23 protein-coding genes are annotated in these 22,029 nt (G+C 68.7%); 10 read left to right on the top strand and 13 right to left on the bottom strand.

Annotated features, from left to right (window positions below; genetic code table 11):
• Positions 1–5: 5 nt before the first annotated feature.
• The 5 genes from F9288_RS08745 to F9288_RS08725 all read right to left on the bottom strand — a co-directional run bounded on the left by F9288_RS08745 (position 6) and on the right by F9288_RS08725 (position 4,925).
• Positions 6–896 carry a crotonase/enoyl-CoA hydratase family protein gene (locus F9288_RS08745; RefSeq protein ID WP_174836264.1) on the bottom strand — a complete coding sequence of 297 codons (891 nt, stop codon included), beginning with the start codon at positions 894–896 and terminating at the stop codon, positions 6–8.
• A gap of 66 nt (positions 897–962) precedes the next feature.
• Positions 963–1,322, bottom strand: coding sequence for a DUF6491 family protein (locus F9288_RS08740; RefSeq protein WP_174836263.1), 360 nt, complete (start codon positions 1,320–1,322; stop codon positions 963–965).
• Positions 1,323–1,425: 103 nt separating this feature from the next.
• On the bottom strand, positions 1,426–2,949 hold the full coding sequence (locus F9288_RS08735; RefSeq protein ID WP_174836262.1) for a fumarate hydratase: 1,524 nt from the start codon (positions 2,947–2,949) through the stop codon (positions 1,426–1,428).
• Between the two features lie 18 nt (positions 2,950–2,967).
• The gene (locus F9288_RS08730) at positions 2,968–3,393 is read right to left on the bottom strand and encodes a hotdog fold thioesterase (RefSeq protein ID WP_174836261.1); all 426 of its coding nucleotides are present in this window, start codon (positions 3,391–3,393) and stop codon (positions 2,968–2,970) included.
• Positions 3,393–4,925 (bottom strand): aminoacyl--tRNA ligase-related protein, encoded by a 1,533-nt coding sequence (locus F9288_RS08725; RefSeq protein ID WP_174836260.1) that lies wholly within the window; start codon positions 4,923–4,925, stop codon positions 3,393–3,395. Before F9288_RS08725 ends, F9288_RS08730 begins: the two co-directional genes overlap by 1 nt.
• On the opposite strand from F9288_RS08725, the gene F9288_RS08720 reads away from it, so the two are divergent.
• Together F9288_RS08720 and F9288_RS08715 are read left to right on the top strand one after the other, a co-directional pair.
• Positions 4,914–5,924 (top strand): DMT family transporter, encoded by a 1,011-nt coding sequence (locus F9288_RS08720; protein WP_174836259.1) that lies wholly within the window; start codon positions 4,914–4,916, stop codon positions 5,922–5,924. The genes F9288_RS08725 and F9288_RS08720 overlap by 12 nt on opposite strands.
• Positions 5,925–5,955: 31 nt before the next feature.
• On the top strand, positions 5,956–7,692 hold the full coding sequence (locus F9288_RS08715; RefSeq protein ID WP_174836258.1) for a DUF885 family protein: 1,737 nt from the start codon (positions 5,956–5,958) through the stop codon (positions 7,690–7,692).
• Here the strand turns inward: F9288_RS08715 and F9288_RS08710 are convergent.
• Together F9288_RS08710 and fdhD are read right to left on the bottom strand one after the other, a co-directional pair.
• Complete coding sequence (locus F9288_RS08710; RefSeq protein WP_174836257.1) at positions 7,652–8,191, bottom strand: molybdenum cofactor guanylyltransferase; 540 nt, start codon at positions 8,189–8,191, stop codon at positions 7,652–7,654. The two genes, F9288_RS08715 and F9288_RS08710, sit on opposite strands and share 41 nt — an antisense overlap.
• Positions 8,188–8,973: a formate dehydrogenase accessory sulfurtransferase FdhD gene (gene fdhD / locus F9288_RS08705; RefSeq protein ID WP_174836256.1), complete on the bottom strand. Its 786-nt coding sequence runs from the start codon at positions 8,971–8,973 to the stop codon at positions 8,188–8,190. The genes F9288_RS08710 and fdhD overlap by 4 nt, the downstream gene beginning before the upstream one ends.
• 97 nt (positions 8,974–9,070) lie before the next feature.
• On the opposite strand from fdhD, the gene F9288_RS08700 reads away from it, so the two are divergent.
• From F9288_RS08700 to F9288_RS08685, 4 genes are read left to right on the top strand one after another with little or no spacing between them, the layout of a single operon-like run.
• Positions 9,071–9,664, top strand: coding sequence for a malonic semialdehyde reductase (locus tag F9288_RS08700; RefSeq protein WP_174836255.1), 594 nt, complete (start codon positions 9,071–9,073; stop codon positions 9,662–9,664).
• A 17-nt stretch (positions 9,665–9,681) separates the two neighbouring features.
• Positions 9,682–10,293, top strand: coding sequence for a tRNA (adenosine(37)-N6)-threonylcarbamoyltransferase complex dimerization subunit type 1 TsaB (gene tsaB / locus F9288_RS08695; protein WP_174836254.1), 612 nt, complete (start codon positions 9,682–9,684; stop codon positions 10,291–10,293).
• Positions 10,290–10,763 (top strand): ribosomal protein S18-alanine N-acetyltransferase, encoded by a 474-nt coding sequence (gene rimI, locus F9288_RS08690; protein WP_174836253.1) that lies wholly within the window; start codon positions 10,290–10,292, stop codon positions 10,761–10,763. Before tsaB ends, rimI begins: the two co-directional genes overlap by 4 nt.
• Positions 10,764–10,810: 47 nt before the next feature.
• On the top strand, positions 10,811–11,374 hold the full coding sequence (locus F9288_RS08685; protein ID WP_174836252.1) for a GNAT family N-acetyltransferase: 564 nt from the start codon (positions 10,811–10,813) through the stop codon (positions 11,372–11,374).
• A 10-nt stretch (positions 11,375–11,384) separates the two neighbouring features.
• Here the strand turns inward: F9288_RS08685 and F9288_RS08680 are convergent, their stop codons facing one another.
• Positions 11,385–12,008, bottom strand: coding sequence for a trimeric intracellular cation channel family protein (locus F9288_RS08680; protein WP_174836251.1), 624 nt, complete (start codon positions 12,006–12,008; stop codon positions 11,385–11,387).
• Positions 12,009–12,856: 848 nt separating this feature from the next.
• Here F9288_RS08680 and F9288_RS08675 point away from each other — a divergent pair.
• The 4 genes from F9288_RS08675 to F9288_RS08660 all read left to right on the top strand — a co-directional run bounded on the left by F9288_RS08675 (position 12,857) and on the right by F9288_RS08660 (position 15,072).
• Positions 12,857–13,165: a glycine zipper 2TM domain-containing protein gene (locus tag F9288_RS08675; protein ID WP_174836250.1), complete on the top strand. Its 309-nt coding sequence runs from the start codon at positions 12,857–12,859 to the stop codon at positions 13,163–13,165.
• A gap of 72 nt (positions 13,166–13,237) precedes the next feature.
• Positions 13,238–13,666 carry an OsmC family protein gene (locus F9288_RS08670; protein WP_174836249.1) on the top strand — a complete coding sequence of 143 codons (429 nt, stop codon included), beginning with the start codon at positions 13,238–13,240 and terminating at the stop codon, positions 13,664–13,666.
• A gap of 74 nt (positions 13,667–13,740) precedes the next feature.
• Positions 13,741–14,607: a phenylalanine 4-monooxygenase gene (phhA, locus tag F9288_RS08665; RefSeq protein ID WP_174836248.1), complete on the top strand. Its 867-nt coding sequence runs from the start codon at positions 13,741–13,743 to the stop codon at positions 14,605–14,607.
• Between the two features lie 30 nt (positions 14,608–14,637).
• The gene (locus F9288_RS08660) at positions 14,638–15,072 is read left to right on the top strand and encodes a hypothetical protein (RefSeq protein WP_174836247.1); all 435 of its coding nucleotides are present in this window, start codon (positions 14,638–14,640) and stop codon (positions 15,070–15,072) included.
• Between the two features lie 150 nt (positions 15,073–15,222).
• Here F9288_RS08660 and F9288_RS08655 read toward each other — a convergent pair whose 3' ends face one another.
• From F9288_RS08655 to F9288_RS08635, 5 genes are all read right to left on the bottom strand, one after another.
• Entirely contained in the window at positions 15,223–16,155 is a 933-nt protein-coding gene (locus F9288_RS08655) for a 50S ribosomal protein L11 methyltransferase (protein WP_174836246.1), read from the bottom strand.
• Positions 16,145–16,828: an SDR family NAD(P)-dependent oxidoreductase gene (locus F9288_RS08650; protein WP_174836245.1), complete on the bottom strand. Its 684-nt coding sequence runs from the start codon at positions 16,826–16,828 to the stop codon at positions 16,145–16,147. Before F9288_RS08650 ends, F9288_RS08655 begins: the two co-directional genes overlap by 11 nt.
• Positions 16,829–16,965: 137 nt before the next feature.
• Positions 16,966–19,233 carry a TonB-dependent receptor gene (locus F9288_RS08645; protein ID WP_254621189.1) on the bottom strand — a complete coding sequence of 756 codons (2,268 nt, stop codon included), beginning with the start codon at positions 19,231–19,233 and terminating at the stop codon, positions 16,966–16,968.
• Positions 19,234–19,438: 205 nt separating this feature from the next.
• Entirely contained in the window at positions 19,439–20,779 is a 1,341-nt protein-coding gene (locus F9288_RS08640; RefSeq protein WP_254621138.1) for an MFS transporter, read from the bottom strand.
• Between the two features lie 6 nt (positions 20,780–20,785).
• Positions 20,786–21,964, bottom strand: a complete 1,179-nt coding sequence (locus F9288_RS08635; RefSeq protein ID WP_254621137.1) for an aromatic ring-hydroxylating dioxygenase subunit alpha — start codon at positions 21,962–21,964, stop codon at positions 20,786–20,788.
• Positions 21,965–22,029: the final 65 nt, after the last annotated feature.

Here is a 22,029-nt window from a genome sequence, read left to right as displayed (position 1 = left end):
ACCGATCAGCCATATTTCTGCTCCTCCCACCACGGGAAGAAGTCCGGCATGTCGTGCGACACGCGGTCCGGATAGGTCGGCGCGCGCTTTTCGAGGAAAGACGTCACCCCCTCCTTCGCGTCGCCCGAGCGGCCGCGCGACAGGATCGCGCGGCTGTCGACCTTGTGCGCGTCCATCGGGTGCGCATAGCCGAGGCCGCGCCACAGCATCTGCCGCGTCATCGCCACCGAGACGGGGGCGGTATTGTCGGCGATCTCGCGCGCCAGCTCGGTCGCGCGGGCGATCAGCCGGTCGCCGGGGACGACCTCCTTGACCAGCCCGCCCTTCAGCGCCTCCTGCGCGTCGAACACGCGGCCGGAATAGCACCATTCGAGCGCCTGGCTGATTCCCACCACGCGCGGCAGGAAATAGCTCGACGCCGCCTCCGGCACGATCCCGCGCCGCGCGAAGACGAAGCCCATCCGCGCGCCGTCGCCGGCGAGGCGGATGTCCATCGGCAGCGTCATGGTCGATCCGACGCCGACCGCCGGGCCGTTGATCGCCGCGATCACCGGCTTCAGGCATTCGAAGATGCGCAAGGTCAGCCGCCCGCCGCCGTCGCGCGCGCGCTCGCTGGAATAGCGCAACTCGCCGTTCGGGCCGATCGGCGATTCGTCGCCGCTCGTCTCATAGTCGAAGGTCTTGCCGCCGCTCGACAGGTCCGCCCCGGCGCAGAAGGCGCGGCCCGCGCCGGTCACGATCACGGCGCGGACATCGTCATCGGCGTCGATGCGATCGAGGGCATCGATCATCTCGTGCATCATCCGCTCGGTAAAAGCGTTGAGCTTGTCCGGGCGGTTCAGCGTGATCGTCGCGATGCCGTCGCTCACCGCATAGAGAATCTGTTCGTAATCCACGCCGCCTCTCCTCGATTTCGGGTCGGCGGCACCATAACATTATTTATGGCGACGGACGCAAGCGGCTCAGCCCTTCTTCTTGTGCTTCGTGGGCGGGGCGGCGCTTTTCACCAGCGAGGTGAGCTGGCACCGCTGGTCGCCGACGAGCAGCGTCGCATAGCGATCGAGCGTGTCGGTCCCCTGCGTCTCGACGCCGATGCGCTCGGCGAAGGGCAGCGAGATACACGGTCCCATCAGCTTGGCGTGATACCAGTCGAAACCGTTGACGCGCAGATAGACGGCCTGATCGCCATCCGCCTGGAAATCGTCGATATTGTGGTGGTTGACGAAAGGGACGCTCGCTTCCTTCGCGTCCTTCGCCTGTTCCGCAAAGGCCGGCGCCGAGACGATCAGCGCCAGCGCGGCGAACATGCCCGGTCTGAACATATGCCTTGCCTCCAGTTGAGGCAGGGAAAACGAGCGGCGGACGCGGTGGGGTCCATTAAACATTCGTCACCCCGGCGCCATGCCGGGGCGACCGACACTCACCTCATGCGCCGACGAGCAGATGCTCCTTCGCGATCTTCTCCTTCCACACCAGCGGCGCGAGCTGGTGGACGTTGTTGCCCTCGCTGTCCACGGCGACGGTGACGGGGAAATTCTCCACCTCGAATTCGTAGATCGCTTCCATGCCGAGGTCCTCGAAGCCGACGACCTTGCTGCCCTTGATCGCGCGCGCGACGAGATAGGCCGCCCCGCCTACCGCCATCAGATAGGCGCTTTTGTGATCCTTGATCGCCTCGACCGCCATCGGCCCGCGCTCGGCCTTGCCGACCATCGCCAGAAGGCCCTGCTCCAGCATCAGCCGCGTGAACTTGTCCATCCGCGTCGCGGTGGTCGGGCCGGCGGGGCCGACGACCTCCTCGCCAACCGGATCGACCGGGCCGACGTAGTAGATCACGCGGCCCTTGAACTCGACCGGCAGCGGCTCGCCCTTGTCGAGCATGTCCTTGATCCGCTTGTGCGCGGCGTCGCGGCCGGTGAGCATCTTGCCGTTGAGCAGCAGCCGGTCGCCCTGCTTCCACGACTGCACCACCTCAGGCGTCAGCGCGTCGAGATCGACGCGGATCGCGGCCTTGTCCGGCGTCCAGTTCACGTCCGGCCATTCCTCCAGCTTCGGCGCTTCCAGATACGCCGGGCCGGAGCCGTCGAGCGTGAAATGCGCGTGGCGCGTGGCGGCGCAGTTCGGGATCATCGCCACCGGCTTGCCCGCCGCGTGGCAGGGCGCGTCCATGATCTTCACGTCGAGGATCGTGGCGAGACCGCCCAGCCCCTGCGCCCCGATGCCAAGCGCGTTGACCTTGTCGAATATCTCGATGCGCAGCGCCTCGATATCGTTCTTCGGGCCTCGGGCTTTCAGGGTCGCCATGTCGATCTGCTCCATCAGCGACTTCTTGGCGAGCAGCACGCAATGCTCCGCCGTGCCGCCGATGCCGATGCCCAACATCCCCGGCGGGCACCAGCCCGCGCCCATTTGCGGCAGCATCTCTAGCACCCAGTCGACGATCGAGTCGGACGGGTTCATCATCTTGAACTTCGACTTGTTCTCCGATCCGCCGCCCTTGGCCGCGACATCGATGTGCACCAGCGAACCGGGCACCATCTCGACGTGCAGCACGCTGGGCGTATTGTCCTTCGTGTTGCGGCGCGTGAAGGCGGGATCGGCGAGCACCGAGGCGCGCAGCTTGTTCTGCGGATTCAGATAGGCAAGCCGCACGCCCTCATCGACCACTTCCTGCAAACTGCGAGACGTATCGTCGAGCTGGCAATCCATGCCCCATTTCACGAACACGTTGACGATGCCGGTATCCTGGCAGATCGGGCGATGCCCCTCCGCGCACATGCGGCTGTTCGTCAGAATCTGCGCGATCGCGTCCTTGGCGGCGGGCGATTGCTCCGCTTCATAGGCCGTGCCCAGCGCGCGGATATAATCCATCGGATGATAGTAACTGATGAACTGGAGAGCGTCGGCGACGCTTTCGATCAAATCGGCGGAGCGAATCGTCGTGGTCATGGAAGGTTCCTGTAGGGATTACCGGCGGTCGATCACCGCCGCGGTCATGCGGGAAAGGCAGATGAGCTTGCCGGCGTCATCCTCGATGCGGATCGTCCACACCTGCGTCGAGCGGCCCAGCATCTCGGCCGTCGCGGTGGCGTGGACATGGCCGGACATGGCGGGACGCAGATGGTTGGCGTTGATCTCCAGCCCAACCGTCACCTTGTCGTCCGGCACCGCCATCGATCCGGCGACCGAGGCGACCGTCTCCGCCAGCACCACCGAGGCGCCGCCGTGGAGCCGCCCGAACGGCTGGTGCGTGCGCGCGTCGACCGGCATGCGCGCGCGCATCCAGTCGTCGCCATGATCGGTGAACTCGATCCCGACGAGGCCGGGCAACGCATGCGCGCCGAGCGCGGTGAGCTGGTCGAGCGTGAACGCCTGCTTCCACACCGCCGCCATCAATAGGCCCGCCCGATCAGCACCCGCTCGACGGCCGGCGCGCCGGTGAAGATGCAGGTGCCTGCCGCCGCGCTCTGGTCCATCGGCGCGTTGCGGATGGTGAGCTTGAGCGTCTTGAGCCGCTCGACCACCTTGTCCAGCGCCGCGCCGGTCGGGCGCGACCATGCGACGTCCGCCCAGCCGGGCCTGGCCGCGCCTTCCGCGAACATCGCCTCCAGCCCGGCCCAGTCGTCGACCCGCGCGATATTGGCGTCGAGCCGTGCCTTAGCCTCGCGGTGGAGCGCGGTCTGGATATCCTCCAGCGTCGCCGCCACTTCGCCGATGAAAGCATCGCGTGCGAGGATACCGCTGTCGAGCTTGCCGTCCTCGCGATACAGCCGGTCGCGGCGCAGGACGGAGACATTGCCCCCCGCCACGTCGCGCCCGCCGACCTCGATCACGATCGGCGCGCCCTTCTTCACCCAGCCCCAGCGCTTGCCGGCGGCCTTGCCGGCCTTGAGATCGAGGAAGGCGCGCACCGGCTCGCCGAACGCGGATAGCTTGCTCAACTCGCCCTGCAACGCGCGGCAGTAATCGACGATCGCGGCGTCCTCGTCGCTGTCGCGCAGCATCGGCACGATCACCACCTGCCACGGCGCGATGCGCGGCGGCACGCGCAGGCCGTCGTCATCGCCGTGCGTCATGATGAGGCCGCCGATCATCCGGGTCGACATGCCCCAGCTGATCGTATTGGCGAATTCCAGCTCGCCCTCCGCATTCTGGAAGCGGATGTTCTGCGCCTCGGCGAAATTGGTGCCCAGGAAGTGCGAGGTGCCGGCCTGCAACGCCTTGCCGTCCTGCATCATCGCCTCGATCGACCAGGTGGCGACCGCGCCGGGGAAACGCTCGTTCTCCGGCTTCTCGCCGGCGATCACCGGCAGCGCGACGCAATCCTCGGCGAAGCTGCGATAGACCTCCAGCCCGTCCAGCGTGCGCGCCCGCGCCTCCTCGGCGGAGGCATAGGCACCGTGCGCCTCCTGCCACAGGAATTCCGCCGTGCGCAGGAACATGCGGGTGCGCATCTCCCAGCGGACGACATTGGCCCATTGGTTGATCTGCACCGGCAGGTCGCGCCACGACTGCACCCAGCGCGCGAAGGCGGCGCCGATCACCATCTCGCTGGTCGGGCGGACGACGAGCGGCTCCTCCAGCTTCGCCTCGGGATCAGGCACCAGCCCGCCCTTGCCGTCGCCGACGAGGCGATGATGGGTGACGACCGCCATCTCCTTGGCGAAACCGTCGACATGCTCCGCCTCCTTCTCGAAATAGGAGAGCGGGATGAACAGCGGGAAATAGCAATTGTCGTAGCCGAGCTGCTTGATCTTGTCATCGAGCAGCCGCTGGATACGCTCCCAGATGCCGTATCCCCACGGGCGGATCACCATGCAGCCGCGCACGCCCGATTCCTCGGCCATGTCCGCTTCGGTGATGACGGTCTGATACCATTGCGCGAAATCCGCGTCGCGCGTGACGGAAAGGGCATGCTTGATCATATCGCGCGCGCTTACCGCGCGATCGGCGGTTCGTCACCTGCGGACTTGTCCGCGCCCGCGCCTTGCTGCACTGGCGGGGATGTGACGGGGGGAACGGGACATGGCGGATCGCATGTGCTGCGCGCCGTTTCGCTGCGCCTCCTGTCCGCCGCGCTGTTCGGGGTGATGAACGCGGCGATCAAGCTGGCGGAGGCGCATGGCGCCGGGCTGGTCGAGATCATGTTCTGGCGGCAGGCCGGCGCGACGCTGCTGGTGGCGACGATCGTCGCGACCGGGCCGGGCTTCGCGTCGCTGCGCACGGAGCGGATGGGCGCGCATGTGCTGCGCTGCGCGCTCGGCCTGATGTCGATGACGCTGAACTTCGCCACCGTCATGCTGCTGCCGCTGGCGGAGGCGACGACGATCGGCTTCTCCATGCCGATCTTCGCCACCATCCTCGGCGCGCTGATCCTGCACGAGCCGACCGGGTGGCGGCGCTGGCTGGCGGTGCTCACCGGGTTCGCCGGCGTGCTGATCGTCACCCAGCCCGGCTCCGGCCATATCCCGCCGCTGGGCGTCGCCACCGGGCTGGGCGCGGCGCTGATGGGCGCGATCGTCTCGATCCTGCTGCGCACGATCGGCCGCACCGAGAGCGGGCTGACGACGGTGTTCTGGTTCTCGGCGCTGTCGCTGCTGCCGCTCGGCATCGCCTATCCGTTCGTGGCGCGGGCACATGATCCGATGACCTGGTTCTGGCTGCTCGCGGTGGGGCTGCTCGGCGGCGCGGCGCAGATCGCGATGACGCGCGCGCTGCACCTCGGGGCGGTCAGCGTCGTCGTGCCGATGGACTATACCGCCTTGCTGTGGGCGACCCTGCTCGGCTGGCTGCTGTTCGATCGGCTGCCCGTCGCCGCGACGTGGCTCGGCGCGCCGGTGATCGTCGCGTCGGGCCTCTATATCGTATGGCGCGAGCATCGCCGGCACATCGAGGAGACACGCGCCGCGCTGACGCCGGGTTGAAGCGCCCGCGCGGTTGCGCCACGATCGTATCATGCGTTACCCGATCCTGCCCGCCGCGTTGCTGCTCATCGCCGCCGCCCCCGCCCCCACCGCCACCGACCAGCAGTTCGACCGCATCTGGCAGGGCGAATGGGCGTGGCGGCAGCACGAGGGGATCGTGGAAAGCGCGCCCGGAACGGTCGAGGCGCACATCCCCGACGATTCGGCCGCCGCCCATGCGCGCCGCCTCGCTTACTGGCGCGGCGTGCTGAAACGGCTCGACGCGATCGACACCAAGGCGCTCTCGCCCGACACACTGACCGACTGGCAGGTCTATCGCGCGCAGATCGCCAGCCTGATCGACGACGAGGATTTCCACGAATATGAGAAGCCGGCGAACGGCGACAGCGCCTTCTGGTCCGACCTCGCCTCCGCCGCGCGCGGCGATTTCGCCAACGGCGAACGCGATTACCGCAACTATCTGACGTGGCTCGCCGACATCCCGCGCTATTTCGCGCAGGAGACGGACAATATGAAGGCCGGCCTCGCGCGCGGCTTCACCGCGCCGGCGGTGGTGATGCGGGGCCGCGAGAAGGGCGTCGCCGACATCGCCGCCGCGACCGATCCGACGCAGGTCGCTTATTACCGCCCCTTCGCGAAGCTGCCGGCGACCATACCCGCGGCAACGCAGGAGGAACTGCGCGCTGCCGCCCGCAAGGTGATCGCGGAACAGGTGATCCCGGCGCACCGCAAGCTGCTCGCCTTCCTGCGCGACAGCTATTTCCCCGGCCTGACGAAGCAATTGGGGGCGGACAAATACCCGGACGGCAAGGCGTATTACCAGAGCCGCATCCGCGTCTATACGACCACCAACATGACGCCGGATGAGATCCACCGGCTCGGCCTGTCCGAAGTGGCGAAGATCCGCGCGGAGATGGAGAAGGCGAAGGCCGACGCCGGCTTCAAGGGCGATCTGGCGGCGTTCCTGACCTTCCTGCGCACCGATCCGCAATTCCACCCCACGACCGGCGAGCAATTGCTGAAGGAGGCGGCATGGCACGCCAAGCGTTTCGACGGCATGGCCGCGAAATGGTTCGGCCGGCTGCCGCGCCAGCGCTTCGCGATCGTCGAGGTGCCGCCGGAGATCGCGCCTTACTATACCTCTGGGCGCGGCGGGCCGGGCGTGTTCCTGGTCAACACCTATGACCCGCAATCGCGCTCGCTGATCCAGCTTCCCGCGCTCACGCTGCACGAAAGCGCGCCGGGCCATGCCTTCCAGATGCCGCTGGCGGCGGAGAACAAGAGCCTCAAGCCGTTCCGCCGCAACAGCTATATCTCCGCTTACGGCGAGGGCTGGGCGCTCTACACCGAGCGGCTCGGCGACGAGATGGGCTTCTACCGCACGCCCTACGAACGGTTCGGGATGCTGTCCTACCAGATGTGGCGCGCGGCGCGGCTGGTGGTGGACACCGGCATCCACACGCAGAACTGGACGCGCGAGCAGGCGCAGCAATTCCTGCGCGAGAACACCGCCCTGCCCGAGCGCGAGGTGGTGTCGGAGGTCGATCGCTACATCGGCTGGCCGGGGCAGGCGCTGTCCTATTATCTCGGCGAGCTGGCGATCCTGAAGGCGCGGGCGAAGGCCGAGAAGGCGCTCGGCGCGAAATTCGACATCCGCAACTTCCACGACATGGTGCTGTCGCTCGGCTCGGTGCCGCTGCCGGTGCTGGAGGCGCGGGTCGACCGCTTCATCGCGGAGGGCGGCCCCTCGCCCTATCCGGCGGACTGAGCGCGGCGAGATCCTCCGGCCGGTTGATATTGGCGATCGGCGCGGCGTCGAGCGGCGTGGCGCCGATCATCGCGCACCAGCGGCGCATCGAGCGGTCGCCGCCCTCGCGCAGATGCCGCTCCAGCGCATCGGCGAGGCCGACCGGCCAGCGCCCGACGATCGGCGTCCCCGCGACGAACGCCGCGCCCGGCGCACCGGCGAGCGCCGCCAGCGTCTCCGCCGGAACGAACGGCGTGTCGCAGCCGATCGTCACAATCGCCGCATGGCCGTTCGCGGCGGCATGACGCAGCGCGCCGCAGATGCCGCCGAGCGGCCCCAGCCCCGGCGCGGGCCGGTCGGGAATTCCCGCGCCGGCGCTCAGCAAGATTTCCGCGACGAACGGCGCCAGCGTCGCCCGCGCATGATCAGCCAGCGTCGCGCCGCCTAGCAGCGCGCGCGCCTTGTCGCTGCCGAAGCGCCGCGATTCGCCCCCCGCCAGCACCACGCCGAGCAGCGTCACGCCGCCGGCTCCAGCATCGCGTCGGGCCGCGCCAGCACGGTGAGCTTCAGCCCGCAGGCCCGCGCGCGCTCGATCGCGAGGCTGGTCGGCGCGGAGATCGTCACCAGTTGCGGGCAGCCGGCCAGCGCCGCCTTCTCGACCAGCTCATAGGAGCAGCGCGAGCTGAGCAGCGCGAAACCGCCGTCCCACTCCGCGCCCTCGCGCAGCATCGCGCCGATCAATTTGTCGAATGCATTGTGCCGCCCGACATCCTCGCGCACCGCCAGCACCGCGCCCTCCGCCGAGCAGCGCGCCGCCGCATGGACCGCCCCCGTGGCGCGGTTGAGCGGCTGCCGCGCGCGGAGCGCCGCCAGCGCGCGGAAGATCGCCGCCGGTTCGGCGCGCGCCACCGCCTCCACCGCCGGCAGCGGGCGGATCGCCTGCGCGAGATTCTCGATCCCGCACAGGCCGCAGGAGGATTCGGCGATACGGTGCCGCGCGCGCTCCGTCACCGCCGCCGCGCGTTCGGCGGTCAGCGTGACGCGCAGCAGCTCGCCCTCGTCGCGCGCGACATGGTCGATCGCGCGTATCTGGTCGGCGCGCGCCACCAGCCGCTCGGTGAAGGCGAAGCCGGTCGCGAAATCGGCGAGGTCGGCCGGCGTCGCCATCATCACCGCATAGCCGATGCCGTTGAACTCGATCGCCACCGGCCGCTCGACCGCCACCGCGCGCGCCACCGTCGCCGGCTCGCCCGAGGCGGGGAGGCGGCGGAAATCCATGTCGATGCTGCCTGGTCCGGTCATCCGCCCGTCATATCCGCACATGGCGAGGAACAGAAACGCTGTGTCTCGCGCCGTCGCTATCGACGCGGCGGCGCGCACGACGCTATAGCCCCGTGCGATGACAAAACCCCTCGACGATGCTGCGCTCGACCAGCTCTTCCGCACCGCCCGCACCTATAACGGCTATACCGACCAGCCCGTCGGCGAGGCGGAGCTTCGCGCGATCTGGGATCTGATGAAGATGGGGCCGACCTCGGCCAACCAGCTTCCCGCCCGGCTCGTCTGGTGCGTGTCCGACGAAGCCAAGGCGAAGCTCGCCGCCGCCTGTTCGGAGAGCAATCGCGCCAAGGTGCTGAAGGCGCCGGTCAGCGTCGTGATCGGCATGGATATCGATTTCCACGAGCATCTGCCGGAGCTGTTCCCCCACGCCGACGCGAAATCGTGGTTCACCGACAATCTGCCGCTGCGCGAATCGAGCGCCTTCCGCAATTCGACGTTGCAGGGCGGCTATTTCATCATGGCCGCCCGCGCGCTGGGGCTGGATACCGGCCCGATGTCCGGCTTCGACGCGGCGACGGTCGAAGCCGCCTTCTTCGCCGATCAGCCCAACGTCCGCGTCAATTTCATCTCGACCCTCGGCCACGGCGATCCGGCGACGATCTTCGGCCGCTCGCCGCGCCCGGCGTTCGAGAAGTTCAACCGCATCGCCTGACGCCGGACGGCAAACGCGTGCGCACCCTGGTCATCGACACGGCCACCGCCGCCTGCTCGGTCGCGCTGATCGAGGACGGGCGCGTCGTCGACGCGCGCCACGAGGTCGTCGGGCGCGGCCATGCCGAGCGGCTGGTGCCGATGATCGCGGAGCTGGCCGATGGCGGGCGCGCGGGCCGCATCCTCGTCGATGTCGGGCCGGGCAGCTTCACCGGCATCCGCGTCGGCATCGCGGCTGCGCGCGGGCTGGCGCTCGGCTGGGGCGCGCGCGTCGCCGGCTACGGTTCGACCGCGCTGATCGCGGCGGCGGCGATCGCGGAGGGCGTGCCGGCGCCGCTTGCCGTCGTGCTGGAAGGCGGGCACGGTGAGCTGTTCATGCAAGGCTATGTCTCCCCCCTCGCCGCCGATGGCCCGCTCGCCTCGCTGCCGCCCGCCGCCGCGCTCGCCGCGCTCGCCGGCCGCCCGGCGGTGGGGAGCGGGGTGCGCTGGCTCGCGCCGCTCGACGCCGCGCTGACGCTGCACGACATGTTGCCGGACGCGGCGCGCGCGACGCTGCTGCCCCCCGCGCTCGCCGGCCTGCCAGCCCGCCCGCTCTACGGACGCGCGCCGGATGCGAAGCTGCCGGCATGAGCACCTCGCTGCGCATGGTGGAGCTGGCGCCCGGCGGCGCGACCGACATCGCCGCGATCGACGCGGTGATGAGCGAGGCGTTCGATCCGCGCTTCGGCGAGGCGTGGACGCGCAGCCAGTGCCTCGGCATCCTCGGCATGCCCGGCGTGTGGCTGACGCTGGCGCGCGCCGGCGGGGAGGTCGCCGGCTTCGCGCTGACGCGCGCGATCCTCGACGAGGCGGAGCTGCTGCTGATCGCCGTCCGCCCCGCCTTCCGCCGGCGCGGGATCGGCGCAGCGCTGCTGCGCGGGGTGATCGCCGACGCGCGCGGGCGCGGCGTCACGCGGCTTCATCTGGAGGTGCGCGCGGGGAACGAGGCGGTGGCGCTCTACGGTGCGCACGGCTTCGTCAAGGTCGGCGAGCGGCGCGATTATTATCGCGGCCGCACCGGGCAGAGCTTCGACGCGCACAGCTACGCGGTTGCGCTATAGGGCGGGTGCCGATAGCTCGGGGGGCGAAGCAGCAAGGGAGCCACCCGTTGATCGCCATCCGGCCCGCCCGCCCCGAAGACGCCGCCGCCATCGCCGCGATCTACGCGCCCTACGTCCTCTCCGGCACGGTATCGTTCGAGACGGAGGCGCCGGACGCGCGAGCGATGCGGGGGCGGATCGCCGCATCGAACGGCCTCTATCCGTGGCTGGTCGCCACCTCCGGCGAGGGCGAGGATTCGGGCGTCGTCGCTTATGCCTATGCCACGCGCTTCCGCGATCGCCCGGCCTATCGCTATGTCGTGGAGACCTCGATCTACGTGTCCGGCTCGGTGCAGGGCAACGGCGTCGGGCGACTGCTCTACGAGGCGCTGATCGACACGTTGCGCGCGCAGGGCTTCACCCAGGCGATCGGGGTGATCTCGCTGCCCAACGACGGGTCGATCACGCTGCACGAGGCGGTCGGCTTCCGCCGCGCGGGCGTCTATCGCGAGATCGGCTACAAGCAGGGCCGCTGGATCGACGTCGGCTTCTGGCAATGCGCGCTGAACGACAGCGTGACCCCGCCGGTCGAGCCGCGCCCCTTCTCCGAGACGGGCGTGGTCCGCGTCTGACGCCGCAGGGTCAGCGCCGCCCGCGATAAGCGGGGAGCGCGAGCCGGAAGCGGATCGCGGCGGCGCGCAGCGCGAAGCCGGCGAGCGCCGCGAGCGTCGCCGCCACCGCCGCCGGTGCCCCGAGCAACGTCAGCCCGACAAAGAGCGCCGCCGCCAGCGCGGCCGCGGTGACGTAAAGCTCCGGCCGCATGATGATCGACGGCTCGCCCGCCACCACGTCGCGGATCACGCCGCCGACGCAGGCGGTCACCACCCCCATCAGCGCCGCCGGCAGTGGCGGCACGCCGTAGCGCAGCGCCTTCGCCGCGCCATAGACGGCATAGGCGGCCAGCCCGATCGCGTCGAACCAGTCGAGCGCCGCACCGCGCCACCATCTCTCCGGCGTCATCCAGATCACCAGCGCGACCGTCAGGCACACGCCGGCCGCGCGGCTGTCATGCACCCAAAACACCGGCGCGCCGATCAGCAGGTCGCGCACCGTGCCGCCGCCCACCCCGGTGATGATCGCGAAGAAGGCGAGCGTGACCATCGTCTGCGCCCGCCGCGCCGCCGCCAGCGCGCCGGAAGCGGCGAACACCGCGAGACCGGCCAGATCGAACCACGGCGCGAAGACAGGGAGAAGCTCGGGCGGCATGGCCCCTAGCTAACGCGGGCGACCGGGCAGGTCAGCCGAAATATCCCGCCGGACAGCTTTCCGGGCCACCGGGATGTCCCCCTTGAAAAGCATTCGGGGGACCGGCATCGCTGCCGATCCCCCTGTCGCCGCACCTTGCACGGTCACGCTCCTCGAAGGAGGCACCCGCGCCGGTTTCGACGGCTCGGCTCCGCCCGTCGCTCGTCGCGCCGGACCTCGCCGTTCGGCGGTTGCGGATGGAACTGCTGGCCCGCAGGCCGGCGCTCCCTTCCGCCACACCGCCTCGCGTCGCGCGCCACCATCGCGAACGATGCCGGTCTGCGCCGCGTTTCGGCCATCGCGCGCACCGGAATGCCCGCGAAGCCATTGGCCGTATCTCCACGCCGACGGCGGATTCGGCATCCCGAGGGAGGCCGGAACCGGTGTCGCCGCATCATCCACGGCCGGCATCCGGAACGATCGTCAGGGGTCGCGCCGGATACCTTCGGGTCGCCGCATCTTCCTTTTTCCCGCCCGCCGGCTTTCGCCGCAAGGCTGTGGAAAAGACGGATCGCCTGCCACCCTTCCCGATCGCTTGTCCCGCGGTTTGCTCGCGCCACCAGCATGACTTGCCATCAGGTGCAAACTTCTGATTTGTCAGGGAATTTCTTCCCCACCGCGTCATCCGTCCGCAGTCACGATGCTGTCACCGATCGCGAGTCGCACCAAGCGCGAACTGCGCGTTACGGGCTGTGGATAACGTGGATATCGTGGATCGTCCCGGATCGATGAACAGCCGGTTGCCGCAGGTTAAGCGAAGCCCCGTCATGATCGCATCACAGGTTATTCATGATCCGGGAGTGAGACTGATGCGTAAACTGATGCTGGCGCTGGGCGCCACCGCGATGATCGCGCCGACGCTGATCGCCACGACGCACGAGGCGGAGGCGCGCGGGCGTCATCAATATCGCGAATGGCGCGGAGAGGACGGCCGCTGGCGCTGCCGCCGGCCGGACGGGACGACCGGGCTGATCGTCGGCGGCGCGGCGGGCGCGCTGCTCGGCCGGACGATCGACACGCGCGGCGACCGCACGCTCGGCACGCTGGGCGGCGCGGCGTTGGGCGCGCTCGCCGGCCGCGCGATCGAGCGGGACTCCGGCAACCGCCGCTGCCGCTGATTTATTTGCGGCGGGCGCGGCGCCTTTTCGCGCCGCGCCCGTTATATCGGGGTCACGCAGGAGGAGGAAACCATGCCCACCCACAGCGGCTCCGCCCGTTACGAAGGCTTCGGCAAGGACGGGAAGGGCTTTGTCTCCACCCAGTCCGGCGCGCTGGCCGACAATCCCTATGGCTTCGCGACGCGCTTCGAGGACGAGCCGGGCACCAACCCGGAGGAACTGATCGCGGCGGCGCATGCAAGCTGCTTCACCATGGCGCTGAGCTTCGCGCTGGCACGCGCCGGCTATGACCGCGGCACGCTCGACACCGTTGCGAAGGTGACGCTGGACAAGGACGGCGACGGCTTCTCCATCACGAAATCCGCGCTGGAACTGCGGGCGTCTGTGCCGGGAATCTCGGCCGACGATTTCACGCGGATCGCCAACGAGGCGAAGGCGGGATGCCCCGTCTCCAAGCTGATGAAAGCGGAGATCACGCTGACCCACAGCCTCGCGGAATAGCGTTCCGTCCCGCGCCGATATGATTTCATCTGTTACTATCTTGGCAGCGCGGCGCGGGGTGCTATGATGACGGCATGGCCGATATCCCTCCCCAGTCCCCGCCGCCCGGTGCCGCCGCCGACTGGACGGTGCCGCAGAACTGGGGGCATTACACGCCCGAGGAACATGCCACCTGGGACCGGCTGTTCGCACGGCAGGCGAAGCTGCTGCCCGGCCGCGCCTCCGACGCCTGGCTGCGCGGGCTGGACGTGCTCAGGCTTTCCCGCCCCGGCATCCCCGATTTCGAGGAATTGTCCGAGCGGCTGATGAAGCTCACCGGCTGGCAGGTCGTCGCGGTGCCGGGGCTGGTGCCGGACGACGTGTTCTTCGATCACATGGCCAACCGCCGCTTCGTCGCCGGCAATTTCATCCGCCGGCCCGACCAGCTCGATTATCTCCAGGAACCGGACGTCTTCCATGACGTGTTCGGCCATGTGCCGATGCTCGCGGACCCGGTGTTCGCGGATTATCTCGTCGCTTATGGCAAGGGCGGGCAGCGCGCGCTGGGGCTGCATTCGCTGCGATATCTCGCGCGGCTCTACTGGTACACGGTCGAGTTCGGGTTGATCGCCGAGCCGGAGGGGTTGCGCATCTATGGCGCGGGGATCGTCTCCAGCTATGCGGAGAGCCGCTTCGCGCTCGACGACCCGTCCCCCAACCGCATCGCCTTCGATCTCGCGCGGGTGATGCGCACGGAATATCGGATCGATGATTTCCAGCAGAATTACTTCGTCATCCCCAGCTTCGACGATCTGCTGCGCGTGACGGTCGAGACCGATTTCGCCCCGCTCTACGAGGCGATCAAGCATCGGCCCGACATTCCGGTCGCTGAACTGCTGCCGGAGGACGAGGTGCTGACGCGCGGCACGCAGGCCTATGCGCTGGCCAAGGCCGATCATTGACATTCATGTAAATAAGGCGACACTCGCTCAATGGAGAGCGACGCGGCACTGATGGAGCGCAGCCTGGTCGCCGCCGCGCCGAACGAGGCGGCGATGCGCGCGGCGCTGTTCGACCGCTTCCTCGCCCGCTACCCCGATCATCGCGCCTTGTTCATGCACGTCGAGGCGACCTCGATCCGCATGACCGACGAGACGCTCACCTGGCTGCTCGGGCTGGCACAGGGCGAGGACTGGGTCTGGGGGCAGGTCGCCGAGATCGTCTATCAGCATTATAATTACGGCCATCTGCCGGCGGGCGAATATGCCGACTTCATCGAGATGGCGATCGACGCGCTCGCGGCGGCTGCCGGCGCTGACTGGAGCGAGGCCACGGCGGCGGCATGGCGGCGCAGCGCGGCCGCGCTCAACGCGCTGATCGCGCGCGCCATCGGGGAGTGGAACGCCTCTCCCCTGCCCTATGGCTGACGCCGGGGACCGGTCGGCATTCAGGAGATGGCGATAGCGAAATTGGCGGTCTTGCGTGACCCGGCGCGCGGCGTGCCTCCGGTATGTGAGCACCGGAAGCACGCAAGGCGCCATTTTTTGCAGCCCGCCGGAACCGAATGGCGATCGGTCCTAGCGCCCGTCGGTCTTCCACGCCGCGCGATCGCCGCCGGTCGCGGCGGGCCGCGGCTCGGCCGGCGCGGTGAGGCGCAGGATCGTCCAGTCGCCACGCACGTCGCGCCCCGTCGGCGTACAGCCCTGCGCGCGCCAGGCCTCGACCACCGTTTCCGCCTGGCTGGTGAGCAGCCCGGCAAGCACGATCGTCGCGTGCGGTGCCGCCACCGCCGTCACCTCCGGCGCCATCGCCACCAGCGGTCCGGCGAGGATGTTGGCGATCAGCAGGTCATAGGGCGCGCGCGCCTCGATCTCCGGCGCGCGCGCGCCGTCCGCGACGACCAGCTCGATCCCGGCGACGTCATTGGCGGCCATGTTCGCGGCGGTCACCTCGATCGCGATCGGGTCGATATCGGTCGCCGTCACCCGCGCCTCGGGCCAGAGGTGCCGCGCGGCGAAGGCGAGCAGGCCGGTGCCGGTGCCGAAATCGATCACATTGGCGAAATGCTGCCCCGCGAGCGCGTCGATCATCGCGAGGCAGCCGGCGGTGGTGTGGTGATGCCCGGTGCCGAACGCCTGCCCGGCGTCGATCAGGAAGGCGCGCCGCCCCGCTTCCGCCGCGACCGGATGGGCGGAGGTGTGGACGACGAACCGTCCTTCGCGGATCGGCTCCAGCCCGGCCTGACTCATCGCCACCCAGTCCTGCGCGGTCAGCGCCTCGATCGCCGGCTCCGCGCCGGCCGCGCTCGGCGCCAGCGCCCGCAGCGCGTCGAGCATCGCGGCGTCCGGTTCCTTCTCCATATAGGCGTCGAGCCGCCAGCGCTCGATATCGTCCTCCACCTCCTCGGTGGTCATCAGCACCGCGTCGATCGCCAGATCGCCGGCGGCGTCGATCGCCTCCGCCTCCGCGCGGGTGCACGGCAGCGTCACCTTCCAGCTATCAGCGGACATAGCTCGCTCCGTTCACATCCAGCACCGCGCCAGTCATCGCGGCGGGCGCGTCGAGCGCCAGCCAACGCGCCATTTCGGCCACTTCCTGCGGCGTCGCGACGCGGCCGAGGGGTATTTCGGCGAGCAAGGCGGGGCCGAGATGATCCGCCGCCATATCGGTATCGACGAAGCCGGGGCAGATCGCGAAAGCGAGAATCCCCTCCGCCGCATATTGGCGCGCGATCGTCTTGGTCAGCGCCACCATCCCGGCCTTGCTCGCGCCATAGTCCCAATGCTCCGCGCTGTCGCCGCGATGCGCCGCGCGGCTGGCGATGTTGATGATCCGCCCGCCCTGCCGACGCGCCTGCCAATGGCGCACCGCGAGTCGCGACAGCGCGGCGGTGGCGGTGAGATTAATCCGCATCGTGCGCTCCCACGCCTCATTCCAGTCCGTCTCCTCGCGGTCGATTGGATTCGCCTCGTAGACGCCGGCGTTGTTGATGAGCACGTCGATCGCGCCGAGTTGTTCCAGCGCCGCCTCCCATAATCGCGCGGGCGCGGCCGGGTCGGAGAAGTCGGCGGCGATGCTGCTGGCGGTGCCGTGTCCGACGATGCGCACGCCGGGCCGATCGAGCGCGCCCGTGATCGCAGCGCCGATGCCGCGCGAGGTGCCGGTGGCGAGAATGTGAATCATGCGCCGGCCATAGCGGCGCCGGACGCGTCAGGCCACGGGCGAGAAGCGTGCAAAGGAAAACCCGGCCGGCCAGCGACAGGGGTTTCCCAGTGTCCGGACTGTACCGGGCGGTCGGCGCGACCGCCCGGCGCCTGTCGTCAGAACTTCACGCCGAACTGCACGCCGATGGTGCGCGGCTGCGCGATCAGCGTCTGATAAGGCGTGACCGAGTCGGCGATCGAGTTGATCTGCGCCCGCTCGTCGAACAGGTTGCGCGCGAACAACGCGGCGCTCCACGCGTCCTGATGCGCCAGCGTGATCGCCGCATTGACCAGGGTGAACGCCTCGGGCGCCATCAGGTTATACTGCGGGCGATAGTCCATATAGGCGTACTTCCCGCGATGCTGGGCATCGACGCGCAGTTCGAGCGAATTGTCGCCGCCAAGCTCCCATGTGTACGCCGCCGAGCCGTTGAGGGTGAAGGTCGGCGTGTTGGCGAACTGCGTGCCCGCCACCGGCGAGCCGGAGATCGCCGGCTGGTCCTTCAACCACTTGGCCTTGAACACCGTGCCGCTGGCGGTCAGCTCCAGGCCGCGAACCGGACGCGCGGTGAGATCGAACTCGACGCCCTGCGAACGGGCGCACAGGCCCGAGCAGTTGAGCACGCCGGAGAACGACCCGTTGAAGAAGTCGCCCGAGATCTGCGTGTCGTACCAGTTGACGCGATACAGCGCGATATTGAGCTGAAGCGCGCGGTTGAGCCAGTCGGTCTTGGCGCCGGCCTCGAAATTCCACGTATAGTCAGGGCCGTAGGCAGGCGGCAGCTCCGGCACGACGCGGACGATCGTGCCGCCGGCGCGATAGCCTTGCGACGCCGAAGCGTAGAGCATGATGTCGCTGGTCGGCTTATAGTCCGCCTCGAACTTGTAGATCGCCTTGCTTTCCTTGCTGCGCACGTCGTCCGGCGCGCCGTTCGCGCCGAGGCGCAGGAAAGGAACGATCGAGGTGGCGACGTCGTGGCGGCTGTTCTGGAACACGCGGATGCCGCCGAGGACCGAGAATTTGTCCGACAGCTTCAGCGTCGCCTCGCCGAACCCGGCCCATTGCGTCAGGCGAAAATCGCCGGCGCGCTCATACCACAATGGATTGGCCGTGATCGGCTTGCCGGTCGTCGTGTCCACATCGACGAAGCTGTTGTCGATCTGGATGCGGCGGTTCTGGTAGATGCCGCCGACGATGACGTTGAGCGGGCCATCGAAGTTGGTGGCGAGACGAAGCTCGGAATTCCACATCGTCAATTTCTGCGCCGAGCGGAAGGTGATCGCGGTCGGCAGCGTGATATCCGGGAACGCGTCGATGCTCTGCAGAAAACCGAAGAACAGCGGCAGGCCCTGCTGGTCCGTGTAGCTCTCATTGCGGCGACGCTGATACGACTGGGTGAAGGTCAGCGTCATGTTCGAGAACTGATGCTCGAGCGTCAGGCCGGTCAGGATCGAGCGATCGTGATACGGCTCGCGGCTCTGCGTGCGTGATTGCAGGTCGCCCGCGGCCGGTAGCGTCACGCCGCCGATCGTCGAGACGTGCGACCATTCATACGGCTGGCCGTTGGACTTCATGTCCTGCACGTAGAGCTGGGTGGTGGCGGTGGTGTCCGGCCCGAGTTGATAGGTGCCGTTCCAGCGGAAGCCCCAGGTGTTCGCGCTGTTCACATTCTCCTTGCCGAAGGAGATGTTGTCGATGAAACCCGGCGTGTGGACGCCGTAGCCGACGACGCGGAAGGCGACCGAATCGCCGAGCGGCACGTTGACCACGCCCTTCACCGAATAGCCGGCCTGGCCATGCTCGACGAGCGAGCCTTCGAGGTCGACGCGGCCTTCGGTCACGCCCAGCTTGGCCGGGTTGGACAGCACGCGCACGACGCCGGCCAGCGCCGACGAACCGTAGAGCGTGCTCTGCGGGCCGCGCAGCACCTCGACGCGCTGCACGTCATAGACGAGGAAATCGGTCTGGCGGCCGGCGGCCGTGGTGGCGCTGTCGCCGGTGCCGGCGGTCGGCAGATTGTCGTAATAGAGGCCGACGGTGGACTCGCCCGCGCCGACGAGGCCGCGGATCATCAGCGTGTTCTGGCCCGGCCCCGCGTTGATGACGTTGAGGCCGGCGATGTTGCGCGTCACCTGCTCGATATCGGTGATCTGGCGCTTGACCAGATCGTCGGAGGTAATGACGCCGATGCTGGTCGGCGTCTCCTGCAACTTCTGCTCGCGCTTGTTGGCGGTGACCACGACATCGGGCACGCCGCCGTTGCCGCCGGACTGGACGGCGGAATCCGCGTCCGCCGCCGGGACGGCCATCGCCTGCGCCGGCGCCATGCCGAGAACGGCCGCCATCACCATCGAAGGCGCAGCCATTGCTACCTTGATCTTCATCTTGCCCACCTTATCCCCTCCCTCCATGAAAACCGGACGCCATGCGGGGGTTGGACGCGACCGGATTACATAACATGTTATTCTTATGCCCTGCGCGCGCAACGCGGTTTCGCGATTTGTTGCGAGGAATGAAACAACGGCGCGAATAACGAAACAAGGAAAAAGCGCGCCCAGGGCTGGCACGCGCTTTTTCAGTCGTTGAAGCTCAGGTCTCCGGCCGCTCGCTCAGGCAGGCGCGGAACTGGCGCAGCCCGCACCACAACAGCACCGTCGCCACCGGGCCGACAATCGCCGCCGCGATCGACAGCGACAGGTGGAGCGCGCCCTCGTCGCGCAGCACATAGTCGCCGATCAGCGCGGGCAGCACCGGCCCGAGCGTGACGGCGAGGATGCCCACGGTCAGCCCGAACACCGCGCTCAATTGCGCGCGCATATTGCCCGGCGCGACCATCTGGATCGCGGAGGGGATCAGCACCGGGATGAAGCCGCCGAGGAACTTGATCGGCCACAGCATCGCCGCCATCGCCCAGGCCTGCGGCAGCAGCGGCATCACAGTGGCGGTGATGCTCATCCCGATCGCCGCGTGGATCGCCAGCCGCAGGCAGGCGTCGACACGGCCGCGCGCGATCATCCGGCTGGAGAGCCAGCCCGCCGAGAGCATCCCGAGCGGCCCGGCGGTCAGCGAGGCGAGGCCGTTGACATGCCCCGTCTCGCCCACGCTCCAGTGGAAAGTGCGGATGAACAGCTCGGGATACCAGGCGTCCATATAGCTCATGATCGCCAGCATCGCCGATCCCAGGAACAGCGCGACCGACATTGCCGGCCATGACGCGAGGAAGCGCCAGATGCGCGCGATCGAGAAGCTCGCCGCGACGTCGCCGGTTTTCGCCTGCCGCCCCGGCTCGCGCAGCGTCGCCACCCACAAGGCGACGAGCAGCCCCGGCGGACCGATAACCAGGAACACCGCGTGCCACGAATGGATCTCGCCGAGCAGCGGCAGCATCACGCTCGGCGTCCGCGCGACCGCCTCCACCACCGACCCGCCGACGATCAGCGCCAGCCCGGCGCCGATATAGATGCCGACCGAATAGACGCTCATCGCACGCGGCAGCCGGGAGCGGTCGAAGCTGTTGCTGAGCAGCGAATAGGCGGAGGGCGAAAGCGTCGCCTCGCCCACCCCCACGCCGATCCGCGCCGCCATCAGCGCCGGAAAGGTGCGCACGAACGCACAGGCGGTGGTGGCGACGCTCCACATCGCCACGCCGCAGGTGATGATGCGCGTGCGCGGATAGCGATCGGCCAGCCAGCCGATCGGCAGCCCCATCACCGTGTAGAAGATGCCGAACGCCCCGCCGGTCAGCAGCGCGAACTGCGTGTCGGTCAGGTGCAGGTCCGCCTTGATCGGCCCGACCATCAGGTTGAGGATCTGACGGTCGAGGAAAGAGAAGGTATAGGCGACCATCAGCACCGCCGCCGTGTACCAGCCATAGGCATAGCTGCGGCCCGGCGCGGCGGCTGCGTCGCCGGTTTCGATCACGCTCGCCACGCCGGCTCAGCCCGCCGCGACGATCGCGGTGCCGGCGGCGAGCCGGACGAGCGGATCGGCAGCGCCGAAGCGCGTGCCCGCCGGATCGCCCCCGGCCGCGACCAGTTCGACCTGCCGCCGGTACAGCCGGCGCAACATGCCGATCCCCTTGTCGGAGGTGACGAGATGCTCCTCCGAATGCGCGGTGATCGCCCCCTGCCCCACCTGCGCTTCGTAATCGCCGGGGAGCGCGCGATGCTCCTCCTCGGTCAGTTCGTGCCAGAGCTTGCCGTTGAAGTGCGAGCGGATCTTCGCCAGCGCGCCCTTCTCCGTCACGCGACCGGCGGAATAGATGCGGAAGCTGGTGTCGTCGATCGGCAGCACCCAGCCGAGCAGCGAGCAGGAGCCGACATTCTCCGCGCGCGGGTTCGCCACCGCGCGGATCGTCGGCAGCATCGCCTCGGTGACGCGGCGGTGCACCTTGCCCTCGCCGAGATCGCGGACCTGCGTGCTCTGGATGCCGCGCTCCGTCTCCTCGAACACCACCTCGGGCATCAGCGCCATCTGCGCGACGAACTGGTTGCCGCTGAAGCTGCCGTGGAGGATCGGCACATGGAACGGGTCCATGACATTCTCGAAATGCTGGAGCCAGTTGCACGGCACGATCGCCGGCCCGCCGCTGCCGAGGCTGGTGTCGTCCGTCTCGATGAACTCGCCCGGCCCAAGCTCCTCCAGCACGTCGTAGCGCGGCAGCAGCGGCATCCGCTCGATCGGCCCCATATAGGCGAAGATCAGCCCGTACAGCTCCTGTACCGGATAGCCCGGCTGGCGCACCCGCGCCGCCGTCCGCGCGCCGCGGGCCGGCTCGCAAGGCTGCTCGAGGCACTTGCCCTCCACGTCGAACAGCCAGCCGTGATAGCAGCAGCGGATGCCGCGATCGTCGACCTTGCCGTAATAGAGCGAGGTGCCGCGATGCGCGCAGCGTTCGTGAAGCAGTCCTGGTCGCCCCGCGCCGTCACGGAACAGCACCAGCCGCTCGCCCAGCGCGGTGACGATGCGCGGCGTCTCGGTCGCATCGGCGCTCAGCGCGACGGGATGCCAGTAGCGGCGCAGAAGCTCGCCCATCGGCGTGCCGCGCCCGACCAGCGTCAGCGCCTCGTCGAACGTGGGCGCCGGCAGCGCATAGGCGCTCAGCATATCCTTCATTCCATCGTCTCCGCGTCGGGCGTCTTTGCGCGCCCCGTTTCGTTATGTGTCGTTGTCGGCGGGCG

This window comes from Sphingomonas sp. CL5.1, from assembly GCF_013344685.1.
Classification (GTDB): Bacteria; Pseudomonadota; Alphaproteobacteria; order Sphingomonadales; family Sphingomonadaceae; genus Sphingomonas.
Note: the sequence above shows the minus strand (reverse complement) of the source record. Positions and strands in the feature narration are given on the sequence as shown.

What these genes read in the sequence shown, in the direction of transcription:
- F9288_RS08670 (WP_174836249.1), top strand. Translation starts at nt 13,238, where the DNA reads ATGCCCACCCACAGCGGCTCCGCCCGTTACGAAGGCTTCGGCAAGGAC.
- F9288_RS08720 (WP_174836259.1), top strand. Translation starts at nt 4,914, where the DNA reads ATGCTTGATCATATCGCGCGCGCTTACCGCGCGATCGGCGGTTCGTCA.
- F9288_RS08655 (WP_174836246.1), bottom strand. Translation starts at nt 16,155, where the DNA reads ATGTCCGCTGATAGCTGGAAGGTGACGCTGCCGTGCACCCGCGCGGAG.
- F9288_RS08740 (WP_174836263.1), bottom strand. Translation starts at nt 1,322, where the DNA reads ATGTTCAGACCGGGCATGTTCGCCGCGCTGGCGCTGATCGTCTCGGCG.
- F9288_RS08715 (WP_174836258.1), top strand. Translation starts at nt 5,956, where the DNA reads ATGCGTTACCCGATCCTGCCCGCCGCGTTGCTGCTCATCGCCGCCGCC.
- F9288_RS08650 (WP_174836245.1), bottom strand. Translation starts at nt 16,828, where the DNA reads ATGATTCACATTCTCGCCACCGGCACCTCGCGCGGCATCGGCGCTGCG.
- F9288_RS08645 (WP_254621189.1), bottom strand. Translation starts at nt 19,233, where the DNA reads ATGAAGATCAAGGTAGCAATGGCTGCGCCTTCGATGGTGATGGCGGCC.
- F9288_RS08675 (WP_174836250.1), top strand. Translation starts at nt 12,857, where the DNA reads ATGCGTAAACTGATGCTGGCGCTGGGCGCCACCGCGATGATCGCGCCG.
- rimI (WP_174836253.1), top strand. Translation starts at nt 10,290, where the DNA reads ATGAGCACCTCGCTGCGCATGGTGGAGCTGGCGCCCGGCGGCGCGACC.
- F9288_RS08635 (WP_254621137.1), bottom strand. Translation starts at nt 21,964, where the DNA reads ATGAAGGATATGCTGAGCGCCTATGCGCTGCCGGCGCCCACGTTCGAC.
- phhA (WP_174836248.1), top strand. Translation starts at nt 13,741, where the DNA reads ATGGCCGATATCCCTCCCCAGTCCCCGCCGCCCGGTGCCGCCGCCGAC.
- F9288_RS08660 (WP_174836247.1), top strand. Translation starts at nt 14,638, where the DNA reads ATGGAGAGCGACGCGGCACTGATGGAGCGCAGCCTGGTCGCCGCCGCG.
- F9288_RS08725 (WP_174836260.1), bottom strand. Translation starts at nt 4,925, where the DNA reads ATGATCAAGCATGCCCTTTCCGTCACGCGCGACGCGGATTTCGCGCAA.
- F9288_RS08700 (WP_174836255.1), top strand. Translation starts at nt 9,071, where the DNA reads ATGACAAAACCCCTCGACGATGCTGCGCTCGACCAGCTCTTCCGCACC.
- fdhD (WP_174836256.1), bottom strand. Translation starts at nt 8,973, where the DNA reads ATGACCGGACCAGGCAGCATCGACATGGATTTCCGCCGCCTCCCCGCC.
- F9288_RS08730 (WP_174836261.1), bottom strand. Translation starts at nt 3,393, where the DNA reads ATGGCGGCGGTGTGGAAGCAGGCGTTCACGCTCGACCAGCTCACCGCG.
- F9288_RS08680 (WP_174836251.1), bottom strand. Translation starts at nt 12,008, where the DNA reads ATGCCGCCCGAGCTTCTCCCTGTCTTCGCGCCGTGGTTCGATCTGGCC.
- F9288_RS08735 (WP_174836262.1), bottom strand. Translation starts at nt 2,949, where the DNA reads ATGACCACGACGATTCGCTCCGCCGATTTGATCGAAAGCGTCGCCGAC.